The organism is Amycolatopsis sp. NBRC 101858 (assembly GCF_030269325.1).
GTDB lineage: Bacteria > Actinomycetota > Actinomycetes > Mycobacteriales > Pseudonocardiaceae > Amycolatopsis > Amycolatopsis ponsaeliensis.
In genome coordinates this window covers 106,156-127,662 of the sequence record NZ_BSTD01000002.1, presented here as the reverse complement: position 1 = coordinate 127,662, position 21,507 = coordinate 106,156, and the positions used below count along the sequence as shown (strand labels likewise).

The 21,507-nt window shown below is 73.7% G+C and carries 20 protein-coding genes; 15 read left to right on the top strand and 5 right to left on the bottom strand.

Features of this window, described 5'->3' with window-relative positions:
- The first annotated feature begins 374 nt into the window (after nt 1-374).
- From QSK39_RS13825 to QSK39_RS13815, 3 genes are read left to right on the top strand one after another with little or no spacing between them, the layout of a single operon-like run.
- Entirely contained in the window at nt 375-1,322 is a 948-nt protein-coding gene (locus QSK39_RS13825; RefSeq protein WP_285478126.1) for an acyl-CoA dehydrogenase family protein, read from the top strand.
- Nucleotides 1,319-2,560 carry a PIG-L family deacetylase gene (locus QSK39_RS13820; RefSeq protein ID WP_285478125.1) on the top strand — a complete coding sequence of 414 codons (1,242 nt, stop codon included), beginning with the start codon at nt 1,319-1,321 and terminating at the stop codon, nt 2,558-2,560. The genes QSK39_RS13825 and QSK39_RS13820 overlap by 4 nt, the downstream gene beginning before the upstream one ends.
- Nucleotides 2,557-3,273 (top strand): glycosyltransferase family 2 protein, encoded by a 717-nt coding sequence (locus QSK39_RS13815; protein WP_285478124.1) that lies wholly within the window; start codon nt 2,557-2,559, stop codon nt 3,271-3,273. The genes QSK39_RS13820 and QSK39_RS13815 overlap by 4 nt, the downstream gene beginning before the upstream one ends.
- 319 nt (nt 3,274-3,592) lie before the next feature.
- Here the strand turns inward: QSK39_RS13815 and QSK39_RS13810 are convergent, their stop codons facing one another.
- Nucleotides 3,593-5,806, bottom strand: a complete 2,214-nt coding sequence (locus tag QSK39_RS13810) for an ATP-binding protein (protein ID WP_285478123.1) — start codon at nt 5,804-5,806, stop codon at nt 3,593-3,595.
- 370 nt (nt 5,807-6,176) lie between these two features.
- On the opposite strand from QSK39_RS13810, the gene QSK39_RS13805 reads away from it, so the two are divergent.
- From QSK39_RS13805 to QSK39_RS13775, 7 genes are read left to right on the top strand one after another with little or no spacing between them, the layout of a single operon-like run.
- Nucleotides 6,177-7,133, top strand: coding sequence for an AraC-like ligand-binding domain-containing protein (locus QSK39_RS13805; RefSeq protein WP_502873274.1), 957 nt, complete (start codon nt 6,177-6,179; stop codon nt 7,131-7,133).
- A gap of 57 nt (nt 7,134-7,190) precedes the next feature.
- Entirely contained in the window at nt 7,191-7,952 is a 762-nt protein-coding gene (locus tag QSK39_RS13800) for a MoaF C-terminal domain-containing protein (RefSeq protein WP_285478121.1), read from the top strand.
- Between the two features lie 10 nt (nt 7,953-7,962).
- Nucleotides 7,963-8,358 carry a nuclear transport factor 2 family protein gene (locus QSK39_RS13795; RefSeq protein ID WP_285478120.1) on the top strand — a complete coding sequence of 132 codons (396 nt, stop codon included), beginning with the start codon at nt 7,963-7,965 and terminating at the stop codon, nt 8,356-8,358.
- Nucleotides 8,355-9,524 (top strand): ABC transporter substrate-binding protein, encoded by a 1,170-nt coding sequence (locus tag QSK39_RS13790; RefSeq protein WP_285478119.1) that lies wholly within the window; start codon nt 8,355-8,357, stop codon nt 9,522-9,524. Before QSK39_RS13795 ends, QSK39_RS13790 begins: the two co-directional genes overlap by 4 nt.
- Nucleotides 9,525-9,534: 10 nt before the next feature.
- Nucleotides 9,535-10,395 carry a branched-chain amino acid ABC transporter permease gene (locus QSK39_RS13785; protein ID WP_285478118.1) on the top strand — a complete coding sequence of 287 codons (861 nt, stop codon included), beginning with the start codon at nt 9,535-9,537 and terminating at the stop codon, nt 10,393-10,395.
- Nucleotides 10,382-12,082: a branched-chain amino acid ABC transporter ATP-binding protein/permease gene (locus QSK39_RS13780; protein ID WP_285478117.1), complete on the top strand. Its 1,701-nt coding sequence runs from the start codon at nt 10,382-10,384 to the stop codon at nt 12,080-12,082. Before QSK39_RS13785 ends, QSK39_RS13780 begins: the two co-directional genes overlap by 14 nt.
- Nucleotides 12,079-12,771 carry an ABC transporter ATP-binding protein gene (locus tag QSK39_RS13775; protein ID WP_285478116.1) on the top strand — a complete coding sequence of 231 codons (693 nt, stop codon included), beginning with the start codon at nt 12,079-12,081 and terminating at the stop codon, nt 12,769-12,771. Before QSK39_RS13780 ends, QSK39_RS13775 begins: the two co-directional genes overlap by 4 nt.
- A 4-nt stretch (nt 12,772-12,775) precedes the next feature.
- Here QSK39_RS13775 and QSK39_RS13770 read toward each other — a convergent pair whose 3' ends face one another.
- Together QSK39_RS13770 and QSK39_RS13765 are read right to left on the bottom strand one after the other, a co-directional pair.
- Nucleotides 12,776-13,576 (bottom strand): SDR family NAD(P)-dependent oxidoreductase, encoded by an 801-nt coding sequence (locus tag QSK39_RS13770; protein ID WP_285478115.1) that lies wholly within the window; start codon nt 13,574-13,576, stop codon nt 12,776-12,778.
- Nucleotides 13,577-13,589: 13 nt separating this feature from the next.
- Nucleotides 13,590-14,288 (bottom strand): SDR family NAD(P)-dependent oxidoreductase, encoded by a 699-nt coding sequence (locus tag QSK39_RS13765; protein ID WP_285478114.1) that lies wholly within the window; start codon nt 14,286-14,288, stop codon nt 13,590-13,592.
- A 112-nt stretch (nt 14,289-14,400) separates the two neighbouring features.
- On the opposite strand from QSK39_RS13765, the gene QSK39_RS13760 reads away from it, so the two are divergent.
- From QSK39_RS13760 to QSK39_RS13740, 5 genes are all read left to right on the top strand, one after another.
- A complete protein-coding gene (locus tag QSK39_RS13760) occupies nt 14,401-16,254 on the top strand; it encodes a primary-amine oxidase (protein WP_285478113.1) in 1,854 nt (617 codons plus the stop codon).
- 6 nt (nt 16,255-16,260) lie between these two features.
- Nucleotides 16,261-17,004, top strand: a complete 744-nt coding sequence (locus QSK39_RS13755; protein ID WP_285478112.1) for a MoaF C-terminal domain-containing protein — start codon at nt 16,261-16,263, stop codon at nt 17,002-17,004.
- A 2-nt stretch (nt 17,005-17,006) separates the two neighbouring features.
- Entirely contained in the window at nt 17,007-18,617 is a 1,611-nt protein-coding gene (locus QSK39_RS13750; RefSeq protein WP_285478111.1) for an amidohydrolase, read from the top strand.
- Between the two features lie 36 nt (nt 18,618-18,653).
- Nucleotides 18,654-18,872, top strand: a complete 219-nt coding sequence (locus QSK39_RS13745; protein WP_502873294.1) for an amidohydrolase family protein — start codon at nt 18,654-18,656, stop codon at nt 18,870-18,872.
- Nucleotides 18,873-18,937: 65 nt separating this feature from the next.
- On the top strand, nt 18,938-19,525 hold the full coding sequence (locus QSK39_RS13740) for a TetR/AcrR family transcriptional regulator (RefSeq protein ID WP_285478110.1): 588 nt from the start codon (nt 18,938-18,940) through the stop codon (nt 19,523-19,525).
- 2 nt (nt 19,526-19,527) lie between these two features.
- Here the strand turns inward: QSK39_RS13740 and QSK39_RS13735 are convergent, their stop codons facing one another.
- Together QSK39_RS13735 and QSK39_RS13730 are read right to left on the bottom strand one after the other, a co-directional pair.
- On the bottom strand, nt 19,528-20,436 hold the full coding sequence (locus tag QSK39_RS13735; RefSeq protein WP_285478109.1) for an alpha/beta hydrolase: 909 nt from the start codon (nt 20,434-20,436) through the stop codon (nt 19,528-19,530).
- Nucleotides 20,433-21,407 carry a methyltransferase family protein gene (locus QSK39_RS13730; RefSeq protein WP_285478108.1) on the bottom strand — a complete coding sequence of 325 codons (975 nt, stop codon included), beginning with the start codon at nt 21,405-21,407 and terminating at the stop codon, nt 20,433-20,435. The genes QSK39_RS13735 and QSK39_RS13730 overlap by 4 nt, the downstream gene beginning before the upstream one ends.
- Nucleotides 21,408-21,507: the final 100 nt, after the last annotated feature.

The following is a 21,507-nucleotide window of genomic DNA, read 5'->3' as shown; positions in this document are numbered from 1 at the left end:
GGTGTGCCCACCGGGATGGTCCAGCATAGTGCAGCTGCACTATGCTGAGCGGCAACGGTTGAGCAACCAGCCGCACCCGTGTCCGTGCGCGCTCTCCTGGCGGTGCTCCCCCAGCCTTTCCTTTCCTCCCAGGCCATCCGGCCGCATTGACCCGTTCGGCTGAACGCCGTGACGGAGACCGGTGACGCGAGCCCCACGGCGACGCCGGGGCTTCACCATGCCCACATAAGGTCCACAGTGGACACTCCTTTGTGGAGCAACGCGCGCGCCGTGCCGGGCGGCAGGCGGGTTCTCGCCCGCACCCCGGGAATGCCCGGCCGTGAGTGCCTTCACATGCCGCGTAACCCGCCGAAAAGCGGGTAAGCGCCGATCTTGTGACCACGTTGCTGGCGGAGACCCCGCCGAAACCCCTGCCGTCGCCGCGCACCACCGCGGTGGTCGGCGCCGAACTGCGCTCCCTTTACGCGGCGGGCGAGCTCGACCTGCCACTGCCCGGTGGTGCGCGGACCGCGGCCCGCTGGGCGGCACTGGCCGCGTTCGGCCGCCGCGACCTGACGCTGGCCCGGCTCGCCGAAGGACACGCCGACGCCGTCGCGATCCTCGCCGAGGCCGGCCACTCCCCCGCCGCGGGCGCGCTCCACGGCGTGTGGGCGGCGAAGTCCGGCGGCACCGGCGCGGTGTGGGACGGCGGCGCGCTCACCGGGACGGTCCGGTTCTGCTCCGGGCTGTCCCTGCTGGAACGCGCGCTGGTGGCCGCGGGCGACCGGCTCGTCGAAGTGGACCTCGCCGACCCCGGCGTCCGGCGGCACCCGGACGCGTGGCAGGCCGTCGGGATGGACGCCTCCGACAGCGGCGACGTGGTGTTCGACGGTGTTCCGGGCACGCTCGTCGGGCCGCCGGGCTGGTACGTGCACCGGCCCGGGTTCGCGCTCGGCGGGGCCGGCGTCGCGGCCGTCTGGCTCGGCGGAGCCGCGGGCCTCCTCGACGGCGTCCTCGCCTACCTGCGCGAGCGCGGCAGCGCCGACGAGCACCAGCTCGCCCACGTCGGCGCGATGCACACCGCGCTGAGCTGCGCGGAGGCCGTGCTGGCCCGCGCGGCCGACGGCGCCGTGGACGCCCAGGTCGCGGCCACCTGCCGGGCCGCGGCGGAACGCACCGCCGCCGAAGTCCTGGAACGAGCGCTCAAGGTGACCGGGCCGACGCCGGCGTGCCGTGACCGGCGCTTCGCCCAGCGGGTCGCCGACCTGCCGGTCTACGTCCGGCAGCACCACGCCGAGCGCGATCTCGCCGCCCTCGGCCGCCTCGTGCTGGACCCGGCGTGATCGCGGACTGGCCGGCCGAGCCGGTCGAGCGCGCTCTCGTCGTCGCCGCGCACCCCGACGACGAGACGCTCGGCGCGAGCGGCCTCCTGCAGCGCCTGCACGCCGCCGGCACCGCGGTGACGCTCGTCGTGGCGACCGACGGCGAAGCCGCCTTTCCCGCTTCCGGTACCGCGGAACGTCGTGAGCTGGCCCGGACCCGCCGGCGCGAACTGGCGGACTCCCTGCGGGCGCAAGGGCTTTCGGCCGTCGAGCCGGTGTGGGCCGGGCTGCCGGACTCCGGGCTGGCCGCGCACGAGGACGAGCTGACCGCGGCGCTGCGTGCGCACGCGGCCGGCCACGATCTGTGCCTGCTGCCGTGGCCGGACGACCCGCACCCCGACCACCGGGCGGCCGCCCGGGCCGCGCTCGCCGCGGCGCCGGTCGACGCGCAGTGCTGGTCGTACCCGATCTGGCTCTGGCACCGGCTGCGGCCGGACGACCCGGCCATCCCGTGGCCCCGGGCGCGGTCGCTGCGGCTCACCGGCGCGGAACGGACCGCCAAGGCGGCGGCGATCGCGACGTTCACCTCCCAGCTCGAGCCCGGCCCGCGGGGCGAGGACCCGATCCTGCCGCGGGAGGTGCTGGCCCACTTCACCGGCGAAACCGAGGTGTTCTTCCGGCAGCCGCCGCGGACGTCGGCGCCGGTGAGCCGGTTCGCTTCGCTGTACGCCGCCCAGGAGGACCCGTGGTCGGTGGGGACGAAGTGGTACGAGCGGCGGAAGCGGGCGATGGTGCTCGCCTGCCTGCCCGACGAGCACTACGGCACGGTCGTCGAACCCGCGTGCGGCGTGGGCGTGCTGACCCGCGATCTCGCGGCGCGCGCCGACCGGGTGCTCGCGTTCGACCCGGTGCCCGCGGCGGTGGAGCGCACCCGCGCGGCCGTCGCCGACCTGTCCCAGGTGGACGTCCACAAGGGATCGGTGCCGGACGAGCTGCCGGCCGGGCCGGTCGACCTGCTGGTGTACAGCGAGCTTTTGTACTACCTGGACGATGACGCGCTCGACGCGACGATCGAGGCGTCGGCGGCGACCCTGCGCCCCGGTGGGCACCTGCTCGCCGTGCACTGGCTCCCGTGGGCGCCCGAAGCACCGCGGGACGCCCGGGACGCGCACGCGCGGCTGCTCGCGCACCCCGCGTTCGAGCCCTTGGTCGAGCACACCGACGAACAGTTCCTGCTGCACGTGCTGAGGCGCCGGTGATCACGGCGGTCGGCGTCGTGGTGCCCGCGCGGGACGAGGCATCGCTGGTCGGTGCGTGCGTACGCGCGGTGGACCTAGCGTTGCGGCGGCTGCCCGCCGGAGTCGGCGCAGCGGTCTGCGTCGTCGCCGACCGCTGCGACGACGCGACGGCGGCGGTGGCCCGCGCGGCGTTCGGTGACGTGCCGGGTGTGGTCGTGGTCTCCCGGTCGGCGCGGACGATCGGCGAGGTGCGCGACCTCGGGGTCGCCCGGGTCCGCGCGCTGCTGGGCACACCGGCGGCGCGGACCCTGCTGCTGAGCACGGACGCCGACTCGCGCGCGACGCCCGGGTGGGCGCGGGCGCACCTGACCCGGGCGTGCCAGGGCTACCACGCGATCGCGGGGACGGCGGAGCTGTCGGCGCCGTTCAGCGCGTCGGCGCGGGCGCTTTCGCGGTACGACGACGTCCTCGACCGAGCGCGCACGTCCGAGGGACACGGGTCGGTGTACGGCGCGAACCTGGGCGTGCGAGCGGACGCGTTCGACGTCGTGGGCGGCTTCGGCCCCCGGGCGACGGGCGAGGACCACGACCTGTGGCGCCGGCTCGGCCAGGCGGGCTTCCGCCGGTGCTACGAGTCCGGGGCCCCGGTGGTGACGAGTGCGAGGCTGCGGGGCCGGGCCCCGGGCGGCCTCGCGGCCCTGCTCAGCACCTTGGCCGACGACACGGTCGCCTGACCGGCTTGCTCGCCGTCACTTTGTAGAGGTCCTTCGTAGAGGTTGTCGCTGTCGCGCCGGCCCGCGGGCCACCAAGATCGGCCTTGCCGCCAGCTCCCGACGAGAAGGGCACCGGTGAGAGCCGCCTGGACCACGCTTCTCGCCGCGCTCGCCGCGGCGTCCTTCTTCGCCGGGGTGCCCGCCACCGCGGCGGGAGAACCGACGCACGTCGTGGTCGTCGAACGGGTCCGCGACACCGTCACCCTCGTCTGCGGGACCCACGACGGCAAGGTCGCCTGCGTCCCGGTGCACCGTGCCCGGCCCTACCTGACGGCCGTGGTCACAACCGGTCCAGCTCCGCTCGGACCTCGGCCGCGCGCTCCGCACCGCCGTACTCCCGCATCAGCTCCAGCGCGTCCGTGAGCACCTCGCGCGCCCGGTCGCGGTCCTCCCGGCCCAGGTGCGCGCGGCCCAGCTCGGCCAGCGTCATCGCCTCGTACAGCCGGACGCCCGCCTCGCGCCAGAGGTCCGCGCTCCGGCTCAGCTCCTCGACCGCGACGTCGAACCGGCCCAGCTCCCGGTGCACGATCCCGATCCGCATCCGGCCGTACGCCATCCCGCGGACGTCGGCGGTTTCCTCGGCGACGGCCACCGCTTCGGTCGCGTACGCCAGCTCACGCGCGCGGTCGCCCTGGCGTCCGTACAACACCGCGAGGTTGACCAGGTTGAGCGTCTCGACGTACCGCAGCCCGAGCGACCGGTTGAGCGCCAGGCTCCGCTCGCCGAAGCCGATGGCCGCGTCGACGTCTTCGCCGAGGCCGTAGACGAAGCAGAGGTTGTTGAGGGTGCCCGCCAGCTGGCGCTCGTCGCCGATCGCCTCCCAGTCCGCGAGGCTCCGGCGGAGGAACGCGTGCGACCGCCGGAAGCCCGCCGCTTCGCCGCCGTGCGCGAGCTCGGCCTCGGCGACCCCGAGGTCGTTGCGCAGCGTCGCGGCCGCGACCGGGTCGACGCCGTCGACCAGCTCCAGTGCCACTTCGTCGACCTGGATGGCGTCCCGCCAGCGGGCCCGCGCACGGTGGTATTCGTACAGGCCGAGCCCGACGGCGGCGATCGCCTCGGGCGGCACCCCGGGGGTGGCGGCGGCCTGCCGCACGACCGTGACCAGGTGCCCCTGGTGCCGGTCGAGCCAGGCGAACACCTCGTCCGCGGACGCCGGTCCCGCGGCCGCCCACCGCCCGGCCGCCCAGTCGTGGCGGTGCGAAGCCGCCGAGACGAGCGCCATGCTCTGCCACGCCATCGCCGCGCAGAGCTCGACGACGCGGGTGATCGCCGCGGCCCGCTCGCCCGCCGGCAACCGCGCCGCGTGCTCCCGCGCGAAGAGCCGGAGCAGGTCGTGCAGCCGGTACCAGCCCGGCGCGGGCGTGGTCAGGAGGTGCTCGTCGGTGAGCCGTTCCAGCAGCTCCTCGGTCGCCCGCTCCGGCGCGTCGAGCAACCGGCTCGCGACCGGCACCGACAGCTCCGGGACGTCGAGCAGCGACAGGAGCGGGTACGCGCGGGCCGCGGCGTCGTCCAGTGCGCCGACGGCGAGGGCGAAGCTGGTCCGGACGCCCGTCTCGTCGAGGCGGCGGCGCTCGTCGTCGAGCCGGTGCGCGAGGTGGGCGACGGGCCAGCGCGGCCGGGTCGCCAGGCGCGCGCCGACCAGGTGCAGCGCCAGCGGCAGGTATCCGCACAGGCGGGCCACGGTCCGGGCGGCGGCAGGCTCGGCCGCGACGCGCTCGGCCCCGATTTCGGCCGCGAGCAGGCGCAGCGCGTCGGCCTCGGGCAGGACGTCGAGCAGTACCTGGTGCGCCTGCGGGAGATCGGTCAGCGCGACGCGGCTGGTGACGATCGCCGCCGAGCCGCCGGCGCCGGGCAGCAGCGGCGCGACGTGGGTGGCGTCGCGGGCGTTGTCGAGCAGGAGCAGGACGCGCTTCGGGGCGAGCAGCGTCCGGAAGCGAGCCGACGCGGAGTCGAGCGACAGGGGTGTCGGCGGCTCGCCCCCGAGGTCGCGGATGAGCCGGTCGAGCAGGTCGAGGGGATCCGGCGGGTCGGCGGCGTGGCCGCGCAGGTCGAGGTGGAGCGAGCCGTCGGGGAAGCGCCGGGCGAGGCGGTGGCCGGCTTCGAGGGCGAGCGCGGTCTTCCCGGCGCCCGCCATCCCGGCGATGGCGACGACGCCGCCCTGCCGGGGTTCGCCGAGCAGGCCCAGGATGCGGTCCAGCTCGGCTTCGCGGCCGGTGAACACGGCGATCCCCCCGGGCAGTTCGCGCGGGACGACCTTGGCGCCCGCCGGGCTCCCGGGCCGCGCGGCCGCGGCGGCGAACTCCTCGCGGTCGTCGCCGGCGAGGCCGAGGGCGTCGGCGAGCCGATCGAGGGTGTCCCGGTGCGGGTAGCGCCGATCCCCGCGTTCGAGCGCGCCGATGGCCTGGCCGCTGAGCCCGGACTTCTCGGCGAGCGCCTCCTGGGTCAGCTCCGCGGCCCGCCGAAGCCGGCGCAGCCTGGTGCCGAACGAATCCATCCCCGCCTCTCCTCCCAGGACGAGGATCACATGCCGGGGAGGGAGGGCGCCAGGCGCCGGGGGGAGGGAGGTTCGCCGGCTGTCCCGGTGAGTGGTGCTCGGGTGGGCGGTGAGACCGGGCCACGGACAGCGGGCCGGGCGAGCTGCCGACTCCAGACAGACTGGTGCGGAAGGGCCGCGCGGAATCTGGCCAGGCCTGGTCGCGCCGCCGGCCGGGGCGGCCGCGCTGCCAACGCGGCCCGGTCAGCCACCACCGCGCCGAGCGAGGCCGAACCACCGCCAGCACGCGAGCCGGCAACCCGGCAGCCGCCGCTGAGCATTGTCGCCGGGGATCGTATCGCTTATCGTATACGACACTGCTCCCCTCTCGATGCTGCGAGGTGACCCCGTGCCCGCACCCACGACCCTCATCGCCCGTGACTTCACCGAGTTCCGTACCGCCGTCTCGCAGTCGTTCGTCCCCCTGCACGTCACCGCGGGCGGGGACGGCTTCCGTGGCCGGATTCGCTCCTCCGCCGCCGATGAGGTGCAGGTCTCCGAGGTCACCGCGTCGCCGCATGTCGTCGAACGGACTCCCGAACTCATCGGGCGCGGCGAACGCCGGTACTACAAGCTCAGTCTCATCCTCGCCGGCACCAGTCTGCTCGTGCAGGACGGCCGCGAAGCCGTCCTGCGCCCCGGTGACGTCGCCCTCTACGACACCCACCGGCCCTACTCGCTCGTGTTCGAAGAGGACTTCCGCACCCTCGTCGTGATGTTCCCGCAGCGCCTGATCGACCTGCCCGCCGAGCTCGTCGGCCGGCTCACCGCCGTGCGCATGTCGGGCAAGGAAGGCGTCGGGAACGTCGTCGTCCCGTTCCTCGCCCAGCTCGGCGGCAACCTCGACCAGCTGGCCGGCCCGGCCGGCGCGCGGCTCGCGCACAGCGCCGTCGACCTCCTCTCCACGCTCGTCGCCACCGAACTGGACCTCGCGAACGAAGACCCGCACCACGAGCTGATGCGCCGGATCCGCGCGCACATCGACGCGAACCTCTCCTCGGCCGACCTCGGCCCGGCGCGGATCGCCGCCGAGCACTTCATCTCGACGCGGCACCTGCACGGCCTCTTCCAGGAGCAGGGCACCACCGTCGCCGGGTGGATCCGCACGCGCCGGCTCGAACACTGCCGCCGCGACCTGCTCGACCCCGTCCACGCCGGCCGCCCGGTCGCGGCCATCGCCGCGCGCTGGGGGTTCGTCGACGCCGCGCACTTCAGCCGGGTGTTCAAGAGCGCGTTCGGCCGGGCGCCGAGCGAGCTGCGCCGGGAGTTGACCGTCAGCGACCGGTAGTTGCCCCGCAGCGCGTGACCGCTCGCCGGGCCGCCCGCCCCGCCCGACGATGAGGCCATGCCCGAAGCCCCCACCGACGGCTGGCGCACCTACGACGAGTTCGCCGCCGGGATCGCCACCTACCGCCTGCCGGACGCCGACCTCACCGGCCGGGACGTCACGATCACCCTCGATGACGGCGAAGTCCTTTCCCTGCACTTCAAAGACGCCGAGCACGTCGTCTGCAACGGCGTCGAGGACCCGTACGACGCCGTCGCCGTGCGCGACGACGTCTTCTTCGTGAACCTGCCGCTCACCAGCATCGACGGCGAAGCGCTGACCGTCGTGTACTCGACGACGTCCCACCGCGCGCTCGCCGTCCGCTCGGTGATCGGCGCGGAAGACGTCGTTCCCCGCGTCTCGCAGAGCTTCCAGTCCGGGGTCACCGACGGCGGCCCGCCCTCCGGCGTCGCGCCCGGGCCGTCACGCGACCTCATCGGCAAGCGCAATCTCTACCGCTACAGCCCCGAGCACCTCTACGAGCACGTCTACCTCTCGTCGGAGCGCTACGCGTGGCAGTGCCTCGAAGGCGTCCAGCGCGGCCACGGCGACATGGACCTCTCGACGGTGTGGAAGTTCGCCGACGGCCTCTACCTGTTCTGCTTCCGGGAGTTCCGGATCGCCGTGGCGAGCGTGTGGCTGCACGACCTCGGCTACGCGCTGCGCACCACCGGTGTCTTCCTCGGCCTGACCGGCGACGGCCGCTCCGAGCACTCCCGCGCCGGCGGGCACATCTACCCGCTGGGCTCGGTCGGCTATCCCGACGCCCAGCCCGTCTGAAGGAGCCACTGTGTCCACTGTGGACGTGATCCGCGCGCACTACGCCGCCAGCGACCGCGGCGACCTGCCCGGCATGCTCGCCCCGCTCGGCCCGGGGACGACGTGGACGGAAGCCGCGGGCTTCCCCTACGCCGGCACCTACACCGGCCCCGACGAAGTCCGGCGCCACGTCTTCGAGCCGATCGGACGCGACTGGGACGGCTACCGCTTCACCCTCGCCGACCTCCTCGACGCCGGGGACACCGTCGTCGGCGTCGGCACCTACACCGGCACCCACCGCCGGACCGGCCGGTCGTTCACCGCCCGCGTCGCGCACCTGTGGCGCTTCGACGGCGGCGAAGTCATCTCGTTCGAGCAGATCGTCGACTCCGCGCCCGTCGTGGCCGCGACCCGGGAGCAGTCATGAGAAAGATCCTTCCCGTCCTGGCGGCCGCCGCCCTCCTCGTCGCGGGCTGTGCCGGGTCCGGTGCCGGCGCGGACGGCCCGATCGTCGTCGGTTCGGTGAACGCGCTCAGCGGCGCGGCGACCTTCCCGGAGGCTTCGCAGGCCGCCAAGGCCGTGTTCGACGCGGCCAACGCCACCGGCGGCGTCAACGGCCGCAAGATCGAGTACAAGGCGATCGACGACAAGGGCGACCCGTCGGCGGCCGCGGCGGCCGCGCGCGAAGTGGTCGGCGGTGACGACGCCGTCGCGCTGGTCGGTTCGTCGAGCCTGATCGAGTGCGAGATCAACGCGAAGTACTACGAGCAGCAGAAGATCCTGTCCGTGCAGGGCATCGGCGTCGACCCGGCGTGCTTCTCCAGCCCGAACATCGCGCCGGTCAACGTCGGGCCGTTCCACGACATGACGCTCACCCTGCTCTACGGCTCGGAAACGCTGAAGCTGAACGACATCTGCGCACTGCTGGAGATCGCGGGCAACACGCTCCCCGCGTACCAGGCCGCGATCGACGAGTGGACGAAGATCACCGGCAAGAAGCTCAAGTACCTCGACGCGACCGTGCCCTACGGCGGCTCGGACTACACGTCCTACATCGTCAAGGCACGCGCCGCGGGCTGCAAGGCGATCACCGTCAACCCGGTGGAGCCCGACTCGATCGGGCAGCTCAAGGCCGCGCAGGCGCAGGGCTGGAACGACGTCACGTGGCTGCTGCTGACCAGCGTCTACAGCGAGAACTACGCGAAGGCGATCTCGAACGCCGGCGCCGGTGTGTACGTGCCGGCCGAGTTCTACCCGTTCACCGACGCCGGCAGCCCGCAGACGAAGGACTGGCGTGACCTGATGACGAAGAACAAGATCCCGCTGACGTCGTTCAGCCAGGGCGGTTACCTGGCGGCGAAGTACTTCCTCGGTGTCCTCAAGGGAATCCAGGGTGACATCACGCGGGAGTCGGTGACCAAGGCGCTGCGCGGGATGAAGCCGGTCAGCGACCCGATGGTCGGCACGCCGTACGTGTTCGGCCCCGCCCAGGCGCACCACGACAACATCGCCGGGTGGCCGATCAAGCTCGCCACCGGAACGAACAAGTGGGAGCTGGCCGGGCAGGACTGGCTGCGGATCCCGAAGTCCTAGGAGGACGTCCATGCTGCAGGGCGCTCTGGCCGGTCTCGCCGCCGGCGGCCTCTACGCGGTGCTCGCGGTGTGCCTGACGCTGATGTCGCGCCTGGTTCGCGTCGTCAACTTCGCGCAGTCCGCCACCGGGATGTTCGGCTGTTACGTCGCGGTGTTCCTGGCGGTCCACGCAGGACTTCCGGAGTGGCTGGCCACAGTGGCCGGGATCGTGCTCGGAGGCGCGCTGAGCGCGGTCCTCGGCTGGATCGTGTCGACCTGGCTGGCCGAGGCGGACACCGGGACGCGCTCGGCGGTGACCGTCGCGGTGCTGCTGTTGCTGATCTCGCTGGCGTTCATCCTGTTCGGGAACAAGCCGCAGCCGTTCCACCCACTGCTGGCCGGGCCGGCGTTCACCGCCGGCGGCGTGGTGATCAGCCAGGTCACGGTGGTCACCGTCGCGCTGGCGGTGCTGGTCGCGCTGGGCTGCCGGGTGGTGCTGGCCCGCACGACGCTCGGTGTCCGGCTGCGCGCGCTGTCCGAGCGGCCCACGACGGCGGAGCTGCTGGGCATCCCGGCCCGGCCGCTGGCGGTCGGCGTCTGGACGGCGACGGGGGTGATCGCCACGCTCGCGGTCTCGATCGTCGCGCCGTCGCAGTCGAACGACCCGACGTCGCTGGCGATGCTGGTGGTCCCGGCGGCCGCGGCCGCGCTGCTCGGCGGCTTCCGGCGCCTCGACCTGGCCGTGGCCGGCGGGCTGGTGCTCGGTATGGCGCAGGGCGCGGTCGCGCAGTCGGACCGGCTGTCGGTGCTGCGGTACTTCCTCCCGTTCCTGGTCATCGTGGCGCTGCTGCTGTGGACGCAGCGCAAGGAGGTGTGGGATGCGGCTCGCTGAGCGGTTCCTCCCGTTCGCCGTCGCGGCCGCCGCGGTCGCGGTCGGGTACGGGCTGAGCGTCGGGCTGGCCGGGTACTTCGTCTACCTCGGCGTCAGCGCCGTCGTCGCGGCGATCGCCCTGCTCGGGCTCGGTGTCGTGACCGGCACCGCCGGGATGGTCTCGCTGTGCCAGCTCACGTTCGGGGCGGTCGGCGCGTTCGTCGTCTCGGCGTGCAACGTCGCCGGCGTACCCGGCGGGTTCGTCGCGTGGCTCGTCCTGGGCGGGCTGGCCGCCGCGGTGGCCGGCGTGCTCGTCGGGCTGCCCGCGCTGCGGCTGCGCGGGATCACGCTCGCCGTCGTCACCCTCGGGCTCGCCGCGGCGGCCGACCTCACGCTGGTGCAGATCCAGTTCCCCGGCGCCACGGAAGGTCTCCCGGTCGAGCGGCCGGAGGCGTTCTCCGACGACCGGTCGTACTTCTTCTTCGCGGTACTGGTCCTGGTCGCCTGCGGACTGCTCGTGCACTCCCTGCGCCGCGGCCGCTGGGGCAGCAGCTGGCACCTCGTCGCGTTCTCCGAGCGCGGCACCGCCGCGGTCGGCGCCGGCGTGCGGACGTCGAAGCTCACGGCGTTCGCGGTCAGCGCCGCGCTCGGCGGGGTCAGCGGCGGCCTGCTCACCGGCCAGGTCGGCCTCGCCTTCCCGGCGAGCTTCACCGCGATCCAGTCCCTCGCGCTGTACGTGCTGGCCGTCATGTCCGGCGCGCACCTCATCGACATGGCGGTGTTCGGCGCGCTGCTCTGGGTCGCGGTGCCGGAGCTGCTGAAACGCTGGGGCGTGCCGCAGGACTGGGGGTTCGTGATCTTCGGCGTGCTCGGCATCCAGGCCCTGGCCGGGCGCGGCAACCTCGGCACGGCCGTCCGGGACCTCTTCCACCGGCGCCGGTCCCGCGGACCGGCCGGGGTCGGCCTCTCGGACATCGCGGACGTCGAGCCGCTGCCGCCGGGCGAGCCGGTGCTGGAGGTGCGCGGGCTGAGTGTCCACTTCGGGCACGTCAAAGCACTGTCCGAAGTGGACGTCGTGGTGCCCGAGCACGGCATCCTCGGCGTGATCGGGCCGAACGGCGCCGGGAAGTCCACCTTGGTCGACGTCGTCAGCGGCTTCCTGCCGCGGGCGACCGGGACCGTGACGCTGGACGGGCGCCCGCTGACCGGCTCGCCCACCCGCCGGGCCCGGCGCGGGCTGCGGCGGACGTTCCAGCAGGACCGCGTCCCACCCGGGCTGACGGTCGGCGCGTACGTCCGGTTCGTCGCCCGCCGGCGGCTGCCGGGCACCGAGGTCGCCGGCGCGCTGGAGTTCTTCGGCTGCCCGCCGGCGCGGACCCCGCTGTCCCGGGTGGACGCCGGCGCGCGCCGGCTCGTCGAGGTCGTCGGCCACCTGCTGGCCCGGCCGCGGGTGCTCCTGCTCGACGAACCGGCGGCCGGGCTGCCGCACGAGGAGCACGTGGCGTTCGGGCGGCGGCTGCGGCAGGTACCGGCGCGGTTCGGGGTGTCGGTGCTGCTCATCGAGCACGACCTCGACCTGGTGCGGTCGGTGTGCGACCGGCTGACGGTGCTCGACTTCGGCGAGGTGCTGGCGAGCGGCCCGCAGGCGGACGTGCTGGCCGACCCGGCGGTCCTCAAGGCGTACATGGGTGAAACGGAGTTGCTGTGACGGCGTTGCGTGTCGACGGGCTGACGGTGAAGCGCGGCGCGGGCCCGGTGATCCGGGACGTCGGGTTCACCCTCGAGCCCGGCCGGATCACGGCACTGGTCGGGCCGAACGGCGCCGGCAAGACGAGCCTCCTGGAAGCCGTGTCGGGGGTCGTGGCCCCGTCGGCGGGCCGCGTCCACGTCGGCGACGTCGACATCACCCGGCATTCGCGGGTGGCGCGGGCGCGGCTCGGGCTGGCGCACATCGAGCAGGGCCGGGCGGTGTTCCCGGGGTTGACGGTGCTGGAGAACCTCCGCCTGACCGCCCGCACGCCGGCCCGGCTCGACGACGTGCTTTCCCTCTTTCCCGAACTGGACAAGCGCCGCGACTCCCCCGCGGCGCTGCTGTCCGGGGGCGAGCAGCAGATGGTCGTGCTGGCCCGGGCGTTCGCGGCGCGCCCGGCGTTCCTGCTCATCGACGAGATGTCGCTGGGGCTGGCCCCGGTGGTGTTCACCCGGCTGCTGCCGGTGGTGACGCGGTTCGCGGCCGAGGGCGCGGCGATCCTGCTGGTGGAGCAGTTCACGCACCTGGCGCTGGGCGTGGCGAAGGAGGCGCTGGTGGTTTCGTCGGGCCGGGTGACGTACGCGGGCGACGCGCAGACGTTGCTGGACTCGCCCGCCACGCTGCACGCCGCCTACCTGGGCGCCTGATGGCTCACATGCCGGCGCGCTCGAAGGCCAGCGTCGGGAGGTCGACGCAGTGGGCGCCGCCGTCGGCGACCAGGACCGCGCCGGTGATGTAGGACGACTCCGGCGAACCCAGGAACCGGACCACCGCGGCGATCTCCTCGGGCTCGGCCGGGCGGCGCAGCGGGACCTCGGCCGTCACCCGGCGGTAGCCCTCGTCGTGGCCGCCCTCGAAGCCGGCCGCCGCCGCGAACTGGTCCATCTCGCCGTCCGCCATCGGCGTGCGGACCCAGCCGGGGCAGACGGCGTTCGCCCGCACCCCGCGCGGCCCGAAGTCGCGGGCGATCGAGCGGGTCAGGCCGATCAGCGCGTGCTTGGCCACCGTGTACCCGGCGACGTTCGGCCCGGCGAACAGCCCGGCCAGCGACGACACCACGACGATCTGCCCGCCCGTCTCGACCAGCGACGGCAGCGCCGCCCGGCACAGGACGAACGCGCTCGAAAGGTTCGAGCGCAGCGCGAGCTCCCACTCGTCGTCACCGGTGTCGGCCACCGACTGGAACCCGTGCCCGCCGGCGTTGGCGACCACGACGTCCAGCCGCCCGTACCGGCCGACGATCTCCGCGACCGCCTGCTCGGCGTCGGCACGCACACTCGCGTCGCACGCGATCACGTGTGCGCCGGTCTCGGCGGCGATCTTCTCGAGGGGCTCGCGACGCCGTCCCAGCACGACGACCCGAGCGCCTTCGCCCGAGTAGCGCCGGGCGACCGCCGCACCGATGCCGGTGCCGCCGCCGGTGATGGCGACGACCCTTGCCGATGTGTCCACTGTGGATCCTTTCCTAGGCGGGGAACGCCGAGCGGGCCGACATCCCGAAGTCGGCCAGCAGGGCTTGGCCGTCGACCGGCCGGGAAGCGGGGGACGCGAGGAACAGCACCTGCCGGGCGACGTCTTCGGCCTGCTGCACGGGGAACGCCGGGTCGTCGAGGACGGCGCCGAGGTCGCCGCGCGCCATCGGCGTGTCGACCACCGAGGGGCACACGCAGTTGACGCGGATCCCCGGGACCTCGACGGAAAGCGCCCGGGTCATGGCGACGACGGCGCCCTTGGACGCGCAGTAGGGCACCATGCCCGGCGCGGCGGCGAACGCGGAGTCGCTGCCGAGGAGGACGACCGAGCCGCCGTCGCCCAGGTGCGGCAGCGCGTGCTTGACCAGCAGGAACTGCCCGGTGACGTTGACGGCGAGCACCGCGGCCACCTCGGCGGCGGTGGTCTCGGCGAGGGGCTTGCCGACGGGCCCGGAGACCCCGGCGCACCCGACGACGACGTCGAATCCCCCGAGCCGGCGGGCGAGGGCGCCGACCGCGGTGGCCAGGGCGGGTTCGTCCGTGACGTCGGCCCGGACTACCCCGGGGCCGGCCGCCCGGTCGATCACCCCGACCCGCGCCCCTTCCTCCCGGAACGCCCGCACGCAGGCCAGCCCGATCCCGGACGCCCCGCCGGTCACCAGCACCGCCTTCCCGGCCAGTTCGGTTCGCATGCGCCCATCCTCACCGCCGGGCCCGCGCCGTGGTTGGCGTCGAGCGCAGCCTTGTTGTCCGCGACCGCACGGGCGGTTCCGCGCGGCCGGCCGGCGCGTGAGACTGTCCAGGGTGAGCACGCCGCACCCCCTCGACCCGCTGACCGCCGCCGAACTCTCCGCCGGCCGCGCGATCCTCGCCGCCGCCGGGCTCGCCGACGGCCCGATCCGGTTCCCGCAGGTCGTCCCGCTCGAACCCGCCAAGGACGAACCGCACCCCGGCCGGCGGATCCGCTACACGCTGCTCGACACCGCCACCGGCCGCGCCGGGGAAGCGATCGTCGACGTCACCGGGCACGAGCTGGTCTCCTGGGACGACTGGGCGACCACGGACGGCCAGCCGTCCTACCTCTTCGAGGAGTACGAGCTCGCCGAGCGGCTCACGAAGGCGGCCGAGAGCTGGCAGGCCGCGATGGCCCGCCGCGGCCTCGCCGACCGCGTCGAGCACGCCTTCTGCGCGCCGCTGGCTCCGGGCTACTTCGGCCGCGAGGACGAGACCGGCCGCGTCATGCGCTCGCTGACCTTCCTGCGCGAGGACGAAGGCGACAGCCCGTGGGCACACCCGGTCGAAGGTCTGGTCGTGCACCTCGACCTCACGCGGCAGGAGGTCCTGCGCGTCGAGGACGCGGGCGACGTCCCGGTGCCGGCCGAGCCCGGCCGCTACACCGGGATCCCCGCCCGCACGACGCAGCGGCCGATCGAGATCACCCAGCCCGCCGGCCCGAGCTTCACCGTCGACGGCACCGAGGTGACCTGGGAGGGCTGGCGCCTGCGCGTCGGCTTCAACGCCCGCGAAGGCCTGACCCTGCACCAGGTGGGTTTCCAGGACCGGCCGGTCCTGTACCGGGCTTCCGTCCCGGAGATGGTGGTCCCGTACGGGGACGTCGCGCCCGGCCGGTTCTGGATCAGCTACTTCGACGCCGGCGAATACCAGTTCGGCAAGAACGGCAACGACCTGCGCCTCGGCTGCGACTGCGTCGGCGAGATCCGCTACTTCCCCGCCTGGGTCGCCGACGACCACGGCGAGCCGGTCGAGATCCCGCGGGCGATCTGCCTGCACGAGGAGGACGACGGGATCCTCTGGAAGCACACCGACCTCGCCGGGACGCCGGAGGTGCGCCGCTCGCGGCGGCTCGTCGTCTCCTCGATCTCGACCATCGGCAACTACGACTACGGCCACTACTGGTACTTCCACCTCGACGGCACGATCGAGTTCGAGGCGAAGGCCACCGGGGTCGTCTTCTGCGGCGCCGGGACGCCGGGGCAGGACCAGCGCCACGCCACCGAGCTCGCGCCCGGGTTGTTCGCGCCGGTGCACCAGCACCTGTTCTGCGCCCGGCTCGACGTCGAGGTCGACGGCGGGCGCACCAGCCTCCACGAGGTGGACGTCGTGGGCGTGCCGACCGGCCCGGACAACCCGTACGGCAACGCGTTCACCTGGCAGAGCACGCCGTTGCGGACCGAAAGCGAGGCCAGGCGGCTCGCCGATCCGGCCCGCGCGCGCGTCTGGGAGGTCCGCAGCGCTTCGCGGGTGAACCGGCTCGGCAAGCCGACCGCCTACCAGCTCGTGCCGCGTCCGTCGGCGACGCTGATGGCCCAGCCCGAAGCGTCCGTGCACGCGCGGGCGACGTTCGCGACGAAGCACCTGTGGGCGACGCCGTACCGCGACGACGAGCGCTACCCGGCCGGCGAGCGGCCCGGCGCCCACCCCGGCGGTGCGGGCCTGCCCGCCTGGACGGCCGCGGACCGCGATCTCGTCGACGCCGACCTCGTGCTCTGGCACGTCTTCGGCCCCACCCACGTCCCCCGGCCCGAGGACTGGCCCGTGATGCCGGTCGACAAGTCCGGGTTCCTGTTCCGGCCGGCCGGCTTCTGCGACCGCAACCCCGCGCTCGACCTGCCCGCCGGCGACCACTGCGACCATTGAGGACCCATGACCCTTTCGGACACCTCCACCTGGCTCCCGCTCGACGGCCTCGCCCCCGGGTTCGACGCGAACAAGGCGCCGGTCGTCGGCGACCTGCACGGCCGCTCGTTCGTCCTCCGCTCCGGCGACGGGCCGGTCTTCACCTGGAACGGCACGGACCCCGGCGAAACCTTCCTCGTCGACGACGGGCTGTACTACGTCCAGCCGGACCCCGGCGACGCTCGCGAAGCCGTCTCGCTGGTCCTGGACGTGCGCGACGGCCGCGCGCTCGTGATCACCACCCGGATCGGCGACGCCGGCACCCCGCGCGTCACCCAGCGGTTCCGGCCCGCGACGATCGACGGCATCGAGGTCCGCGGCGAGGCGATGGCGCCGAGCACGGCGCTGATCGGCCGGCGGGTGCTGTGGGTCTACAGCGAGCAGCACGCCTACGAGCACGTCTACCTCAGCCCGCACTGGTACACGTGGCAGTGCCTGGCCGGGCCCGAACGCGGCCTCGCCGACACCGACGAGAACACCGTGTACCGGGTGCGGCCGGGGATCCACGTCTTCGCCTGGCGGGAGAAGGTGATCCCGTGCGCGTCGGTGACGATCGCCGACCACCGCGACGCCCGCGGGCTGCGCTCGCACGGTGTCCTCTTCGGACTCGACGCGACCGGCGAGCGGCCGACGCACTTCACCTTCGGCGCGCACGGACGGCTGCTGAGCACGACCGTCCACCCCGGGCACCTCGACCCGGCGGAGAGCTGACCGTGGCCGCCGACCTCGTCGTCACCAACGCCGTGGTGTACACAGTGGACGAAGCCCGGCCGTGGGCGTCGTCCCTGACCGTCACCGGCGGGAAGGTCGTCGCGCTCGAGGACGTCGACCGCGGGCCGGGCACCGAAGTGCTGGACCTCGGCGGCGCGTTCGTCCTGCCGGGCCTGGTCGACGTGCACAACCACCACGCGATGGCCGGGCGCGCCGACCTGTTCGAGCTCACCTTCGGTGCGGACGCGAGCTTCGGCGACATCCTCGACGCGGTCCGCGCGCGAGCCGCGACGCTGGGCCCGGACGAATGGCTGACCGGCGGGGCGTGGGCGTCCACCCTGGTGGAGACGATGTCTTCGGCGTCCTCCCGGCGCGCGCTCGACGACGCCGCGGGTGGCCGGCCGGTCTCGCTCACCGACGACAGCAGGCACAACCGCTGGGTGAGCAGCCGCGCCCTGGAGCTGGCCGGGATCACCGAGGCCACCCCGGACCCGGCCGGCGGCGTGATCGTCCGGGACGGCGGTGCGCCCAGCGGCCTCCTCCTGGAAGCGGCGGGCGTGCTCGTCGAGCGCGTGACCGGCGCGCTGACTCCCGCGCAGCACCGCAGCGCGTCCCGGCGGGCGATCGAGATCCTGCACGGCTTCGGCGTCACGGCGTTCCAGGACGCCGGTGTCTCGACCGACATCCTCGGCGCGCTCCACTCGCTGGATATCGCCGGGGAACTGGACGCGTGGGTGGTGTCGTCGCTGCTGGTCAACGACCCGGTCTTCGGGTTCGACCCGATCGGCGCCCCGCTGCTGGAGATCGCCGGGCGCTACCGCACCGAGCACCACCGCCCGGACTTCGTGAAGATCTTCCTCGACGGCGTACCGCCCACGCGCACCGCCGCGTTCCTCGAGCCGTACCTCCCCGACGACACCCACGGCGGCTGCTACCACGGCTCGACGACCATGCCGCCCGAGGAGCTGACGGACTGGCTGCTCAAGGCGGCGTCAGCCGGGTTCTCGGCGAAGGTCCACTGCACCGGGGACGCGTCGGTGCGGCAGTTCCTCGACGCGGTCGCGCGGGTGCGGGCCGCGGGGTTCGCCGAGACGCGGTTCCAGGTGGCGCACGGGCAGTTCGTGCACCCGGACGACCTCCCGCGGTTCGCGGAGCTGGGGGTGGCGGCCGACATCTCGCCGTTCCTGTGGGTGCCCGGCGTGATCCCCGACGCGATCGCGGAGGTGCTGCCGGCGGCGCGGGCGTCCCGGATGCAGCCGAACCGCGCGCTGCTGGACATGGGCGCCCTGGTCGCGGGCGGTTCGGACTGGCCGGTCAGCGAGTCGCCGAACGCGTGGGAGGGCATCGCGGGCCTGGTGACGCGGCAGGACCCGCACCGGCGGCGGCCCGGCGCGCTGTGGCCGGAGCAGGCGATCACGGTGGCCGAGGCGATCGAGGTGTTCACCCTCGGCGGGGCCCGCGCCTGTGGGCTCGACGACGTCACGGGCTCGCTGACGCCGGGCCGGTCGGCGGACTTCGTGGTGCTGGACCGCGATCCGTTCCGGACGGCCGACCTGGCCGCGACGCGGGTCCTCGAAACGTGGTTCGCGGGACGGCGGGTGTTCCGGCGGTAGCCCGGCGCCGTCCCCGAGGGGCGGCGGCCCGGCGCGCTGTGGCCGGAGCAGGCGATCACGGTGGCCGAGGCCATCGAGGTGTTCACCCTCGGCGGAGCCCGGGCCAGCGGGCTCGACGACGTCACGGGCTCGCTGACACCGGGCCGGTCGGCGGACTTCGTGGTGCTGGACCGCGATCCGTTCCGGACGGCCGACCTGGCCGCGACGCGGGTCCTCGAAACGTGGTTCGCGGGGCGGCGGGTGTTCCGGCGGTAGCCCGGCGCTGTCCCTGCCGGTACTTTCTCCTACACTGGTAGAGAAACCAGTGCGGGAGGTGCCGGGTGCCCAAGATCATCGACCACGACCAGCGGCGCAGGGACATCGTCGAGGTCACCTGGGACCTCATCGTGCGCGGGGGCATCGAAGCCGCCACCATGCGCGAGATCGCCGCCGCCGCCGGGTTCGCCAACGGGGCCCTCAAGCTGTACTTCCCCAGCAAGGAAGACATCATCGCGGCCACCTACGAACGCGCGCTCGACATGATGCGCCAATACGTCGAGCTCGACGGCCTGCGCGGGCTCACCGCGCTCCGGGAAATCTGCGTCTCCTCCATGCCGATCGACGAGGAACGCATCACCGCCGGGCGGGTGCTGATGATCTTCTGGCAGATGTCGCTCGCCAACCGGGCCATGCACGACAAGTACCTCGAGCACGTCCGCGAGTGGCGCGGCCTCCTGCACCGCTTCCTCGCCGAAGGCCGCGAGGACGGCGACATCGTCACCGAAACCCCCGACGAGCAGCTCGTCGACGAGATCGTCCTGCTCAACGCCGGCGCCAACGTCATGAGCCTGGTGGCGGGTGAGTTCTCCACCGTCGAGCTCCAGCACCGGCACCTGGAGTCGCTGCTCGGGAGGCTCACCCGCCCCTGACCTCAGGCGAAGATCCGCCGCAGGAACCCCGCCACTTCGGCGTGCGACCGCGGCGACGCCGGCAGGTCCGTGTACAGCCCGTAGAAACCGTGGATCTGCCCCGCGTACCGGTGCAGGTCGACCGCGACGCCGGCCTCGGACAACCGCCGGGCGAACGCCTCCCCCTCGTCGCGCAAGACGTCGTACTCCGCCGTCAGCACCAGCGCCGGGGGCAGGCCCGACAGGTCATCGGACCGCGAAGGCAGCACGTACGGGTCGTCCCAGTCGCCGGGGACGTACTGGGCGAAGAAGAACCGCATCGCGTCCGCCGTCATGCCGTAGCCCGTCGCGAAGTCCGCATAGGACGCGAACCCGTCGTCGGGGTGGCCGAACACCGGGCAGATCAGCACCTGCGCCGCGATCGGCGGCCCGCCCCGGTCCCGCGCCATCAGCGAGACCACAGTGGACAGGTTCCCGCCCGCGCTTTCGCCGCCGATCGCCACCCGGGAACGGACCACCGAAGGTCCGGCACCGCCCGCGGCCAGCCACTCCAGCACCGCGTAACAGTCGTCAGGCGCGGCCGGGTAAGGATCTTCGGGCGCGAGCCGGTACTCGACCGCCGCCACCGCGACCTCCGCCGCAGCGCACACCGCGCGGGACGCGACCTCGTTCTCCTCGATCGAGCCGATCGTCCAGCCACCACCGTGGATCCACAGGAACACCGGCACCGGACCGGAAGTCTCCGGCAGGTACAGCCGCACCCGGAGGCCGCCCGGGAGCCGGTGGTCGGTCACCGACGCGACCGGCGCCGTCGCCCCCGGCTGCGGGCGCGAAGCCGCGAACGCCGCCCGCAGCTCCACCGCGGTCAACGGCCGGGCCGGCGCGTCCGGGCTCCGGTCCAGGAGTGCCCGCACCGCGGGATCGAGGCTCATACCGCCTCCGCCACCAGGACCCGCGGCGAACCCGGCAGCGTCAGCCGGTCCACCGTGCGCCACCCCGCGCCGGACAGCCAGCCGCGCACGTCCGCTTCCGGGTACACCACCGTGCCGTCGATGACCAGGTACTCCCCCGCGTGCAGTGCGTCGAGGGCCCGCGGCGTGGCGTCGTCGTCGAGGAAGAAGTCGAGCAGCAGCAGCCGCGCGCCCGGCGCCGCCGCGGCTCGCGCGTGCCGCAGGATCGCCCGGTTCTCGTCGACGGTGAACCGGTGCACCACGTGGTTCACCATGACCAGGTCGAACTCGCCCTCCGGCTCGGCTTCCGGAGTCGGTACGCCGTGAACAGCGGTCCGGTCCGCGAAGGGAGCCACCGCCGCGGTCACCGACGGCACCGACCGCGGGTCGTAGACGAACGTCGCTCGCAGGACGTCGTTGGCCCGCAGCGCGCCGAGCGCGAATTCGGCCGAAAGCCCGCCCAGGTCCAGGAGGTTTTTGAAGCCTCCGAAGTCGAAAGCGTGCGCCAGCTGCCGGGCGTGTAGGGCGTTATACGCCATCACCCCGCCGAGGAAGGTGTCCCAGCGTTCGCCGGTGAGGTCGAGGTCGCCGGGTTCGCCGGTGTCGGTGGTGTGCGCGAACTGCTGCCAGTGCGGGTAGCTGATCGTCTCGAGGAACGTCAGGAAGGGCGCCAGGTCGAGGCCGTCGCCGCCGAGGTGGGCGGCAGTGTCGGCCGTGAGGGCGTATCGACCGTCCACACGGGACAGCAGGCCGAGGGATGCCAATGCGTCGCCGAGGATCCGGGTGATCTTCTCCGGCCGTCCGGTGCGCGCGGCCAGGTCCGCGGCGGTCAGCGGGCCGGCGGCCAGTGCCGGGAACAGGCCGATCCGGTTGGCGGCGAAGAGCTGCTGGGCGGCCATGTAGCCCACCGCGATGTCCACGATCCGTTGCGGCGTGGCTGGGGTCGTCGTCACGTCGTCCTCCTTTGTTCGACCCGGACACTCTACATGCGTAGATAAACCCGTCCAGTGCCGATTTTCCACGCGCAGCAACGGAAATCCGTCGCGTTTCAAC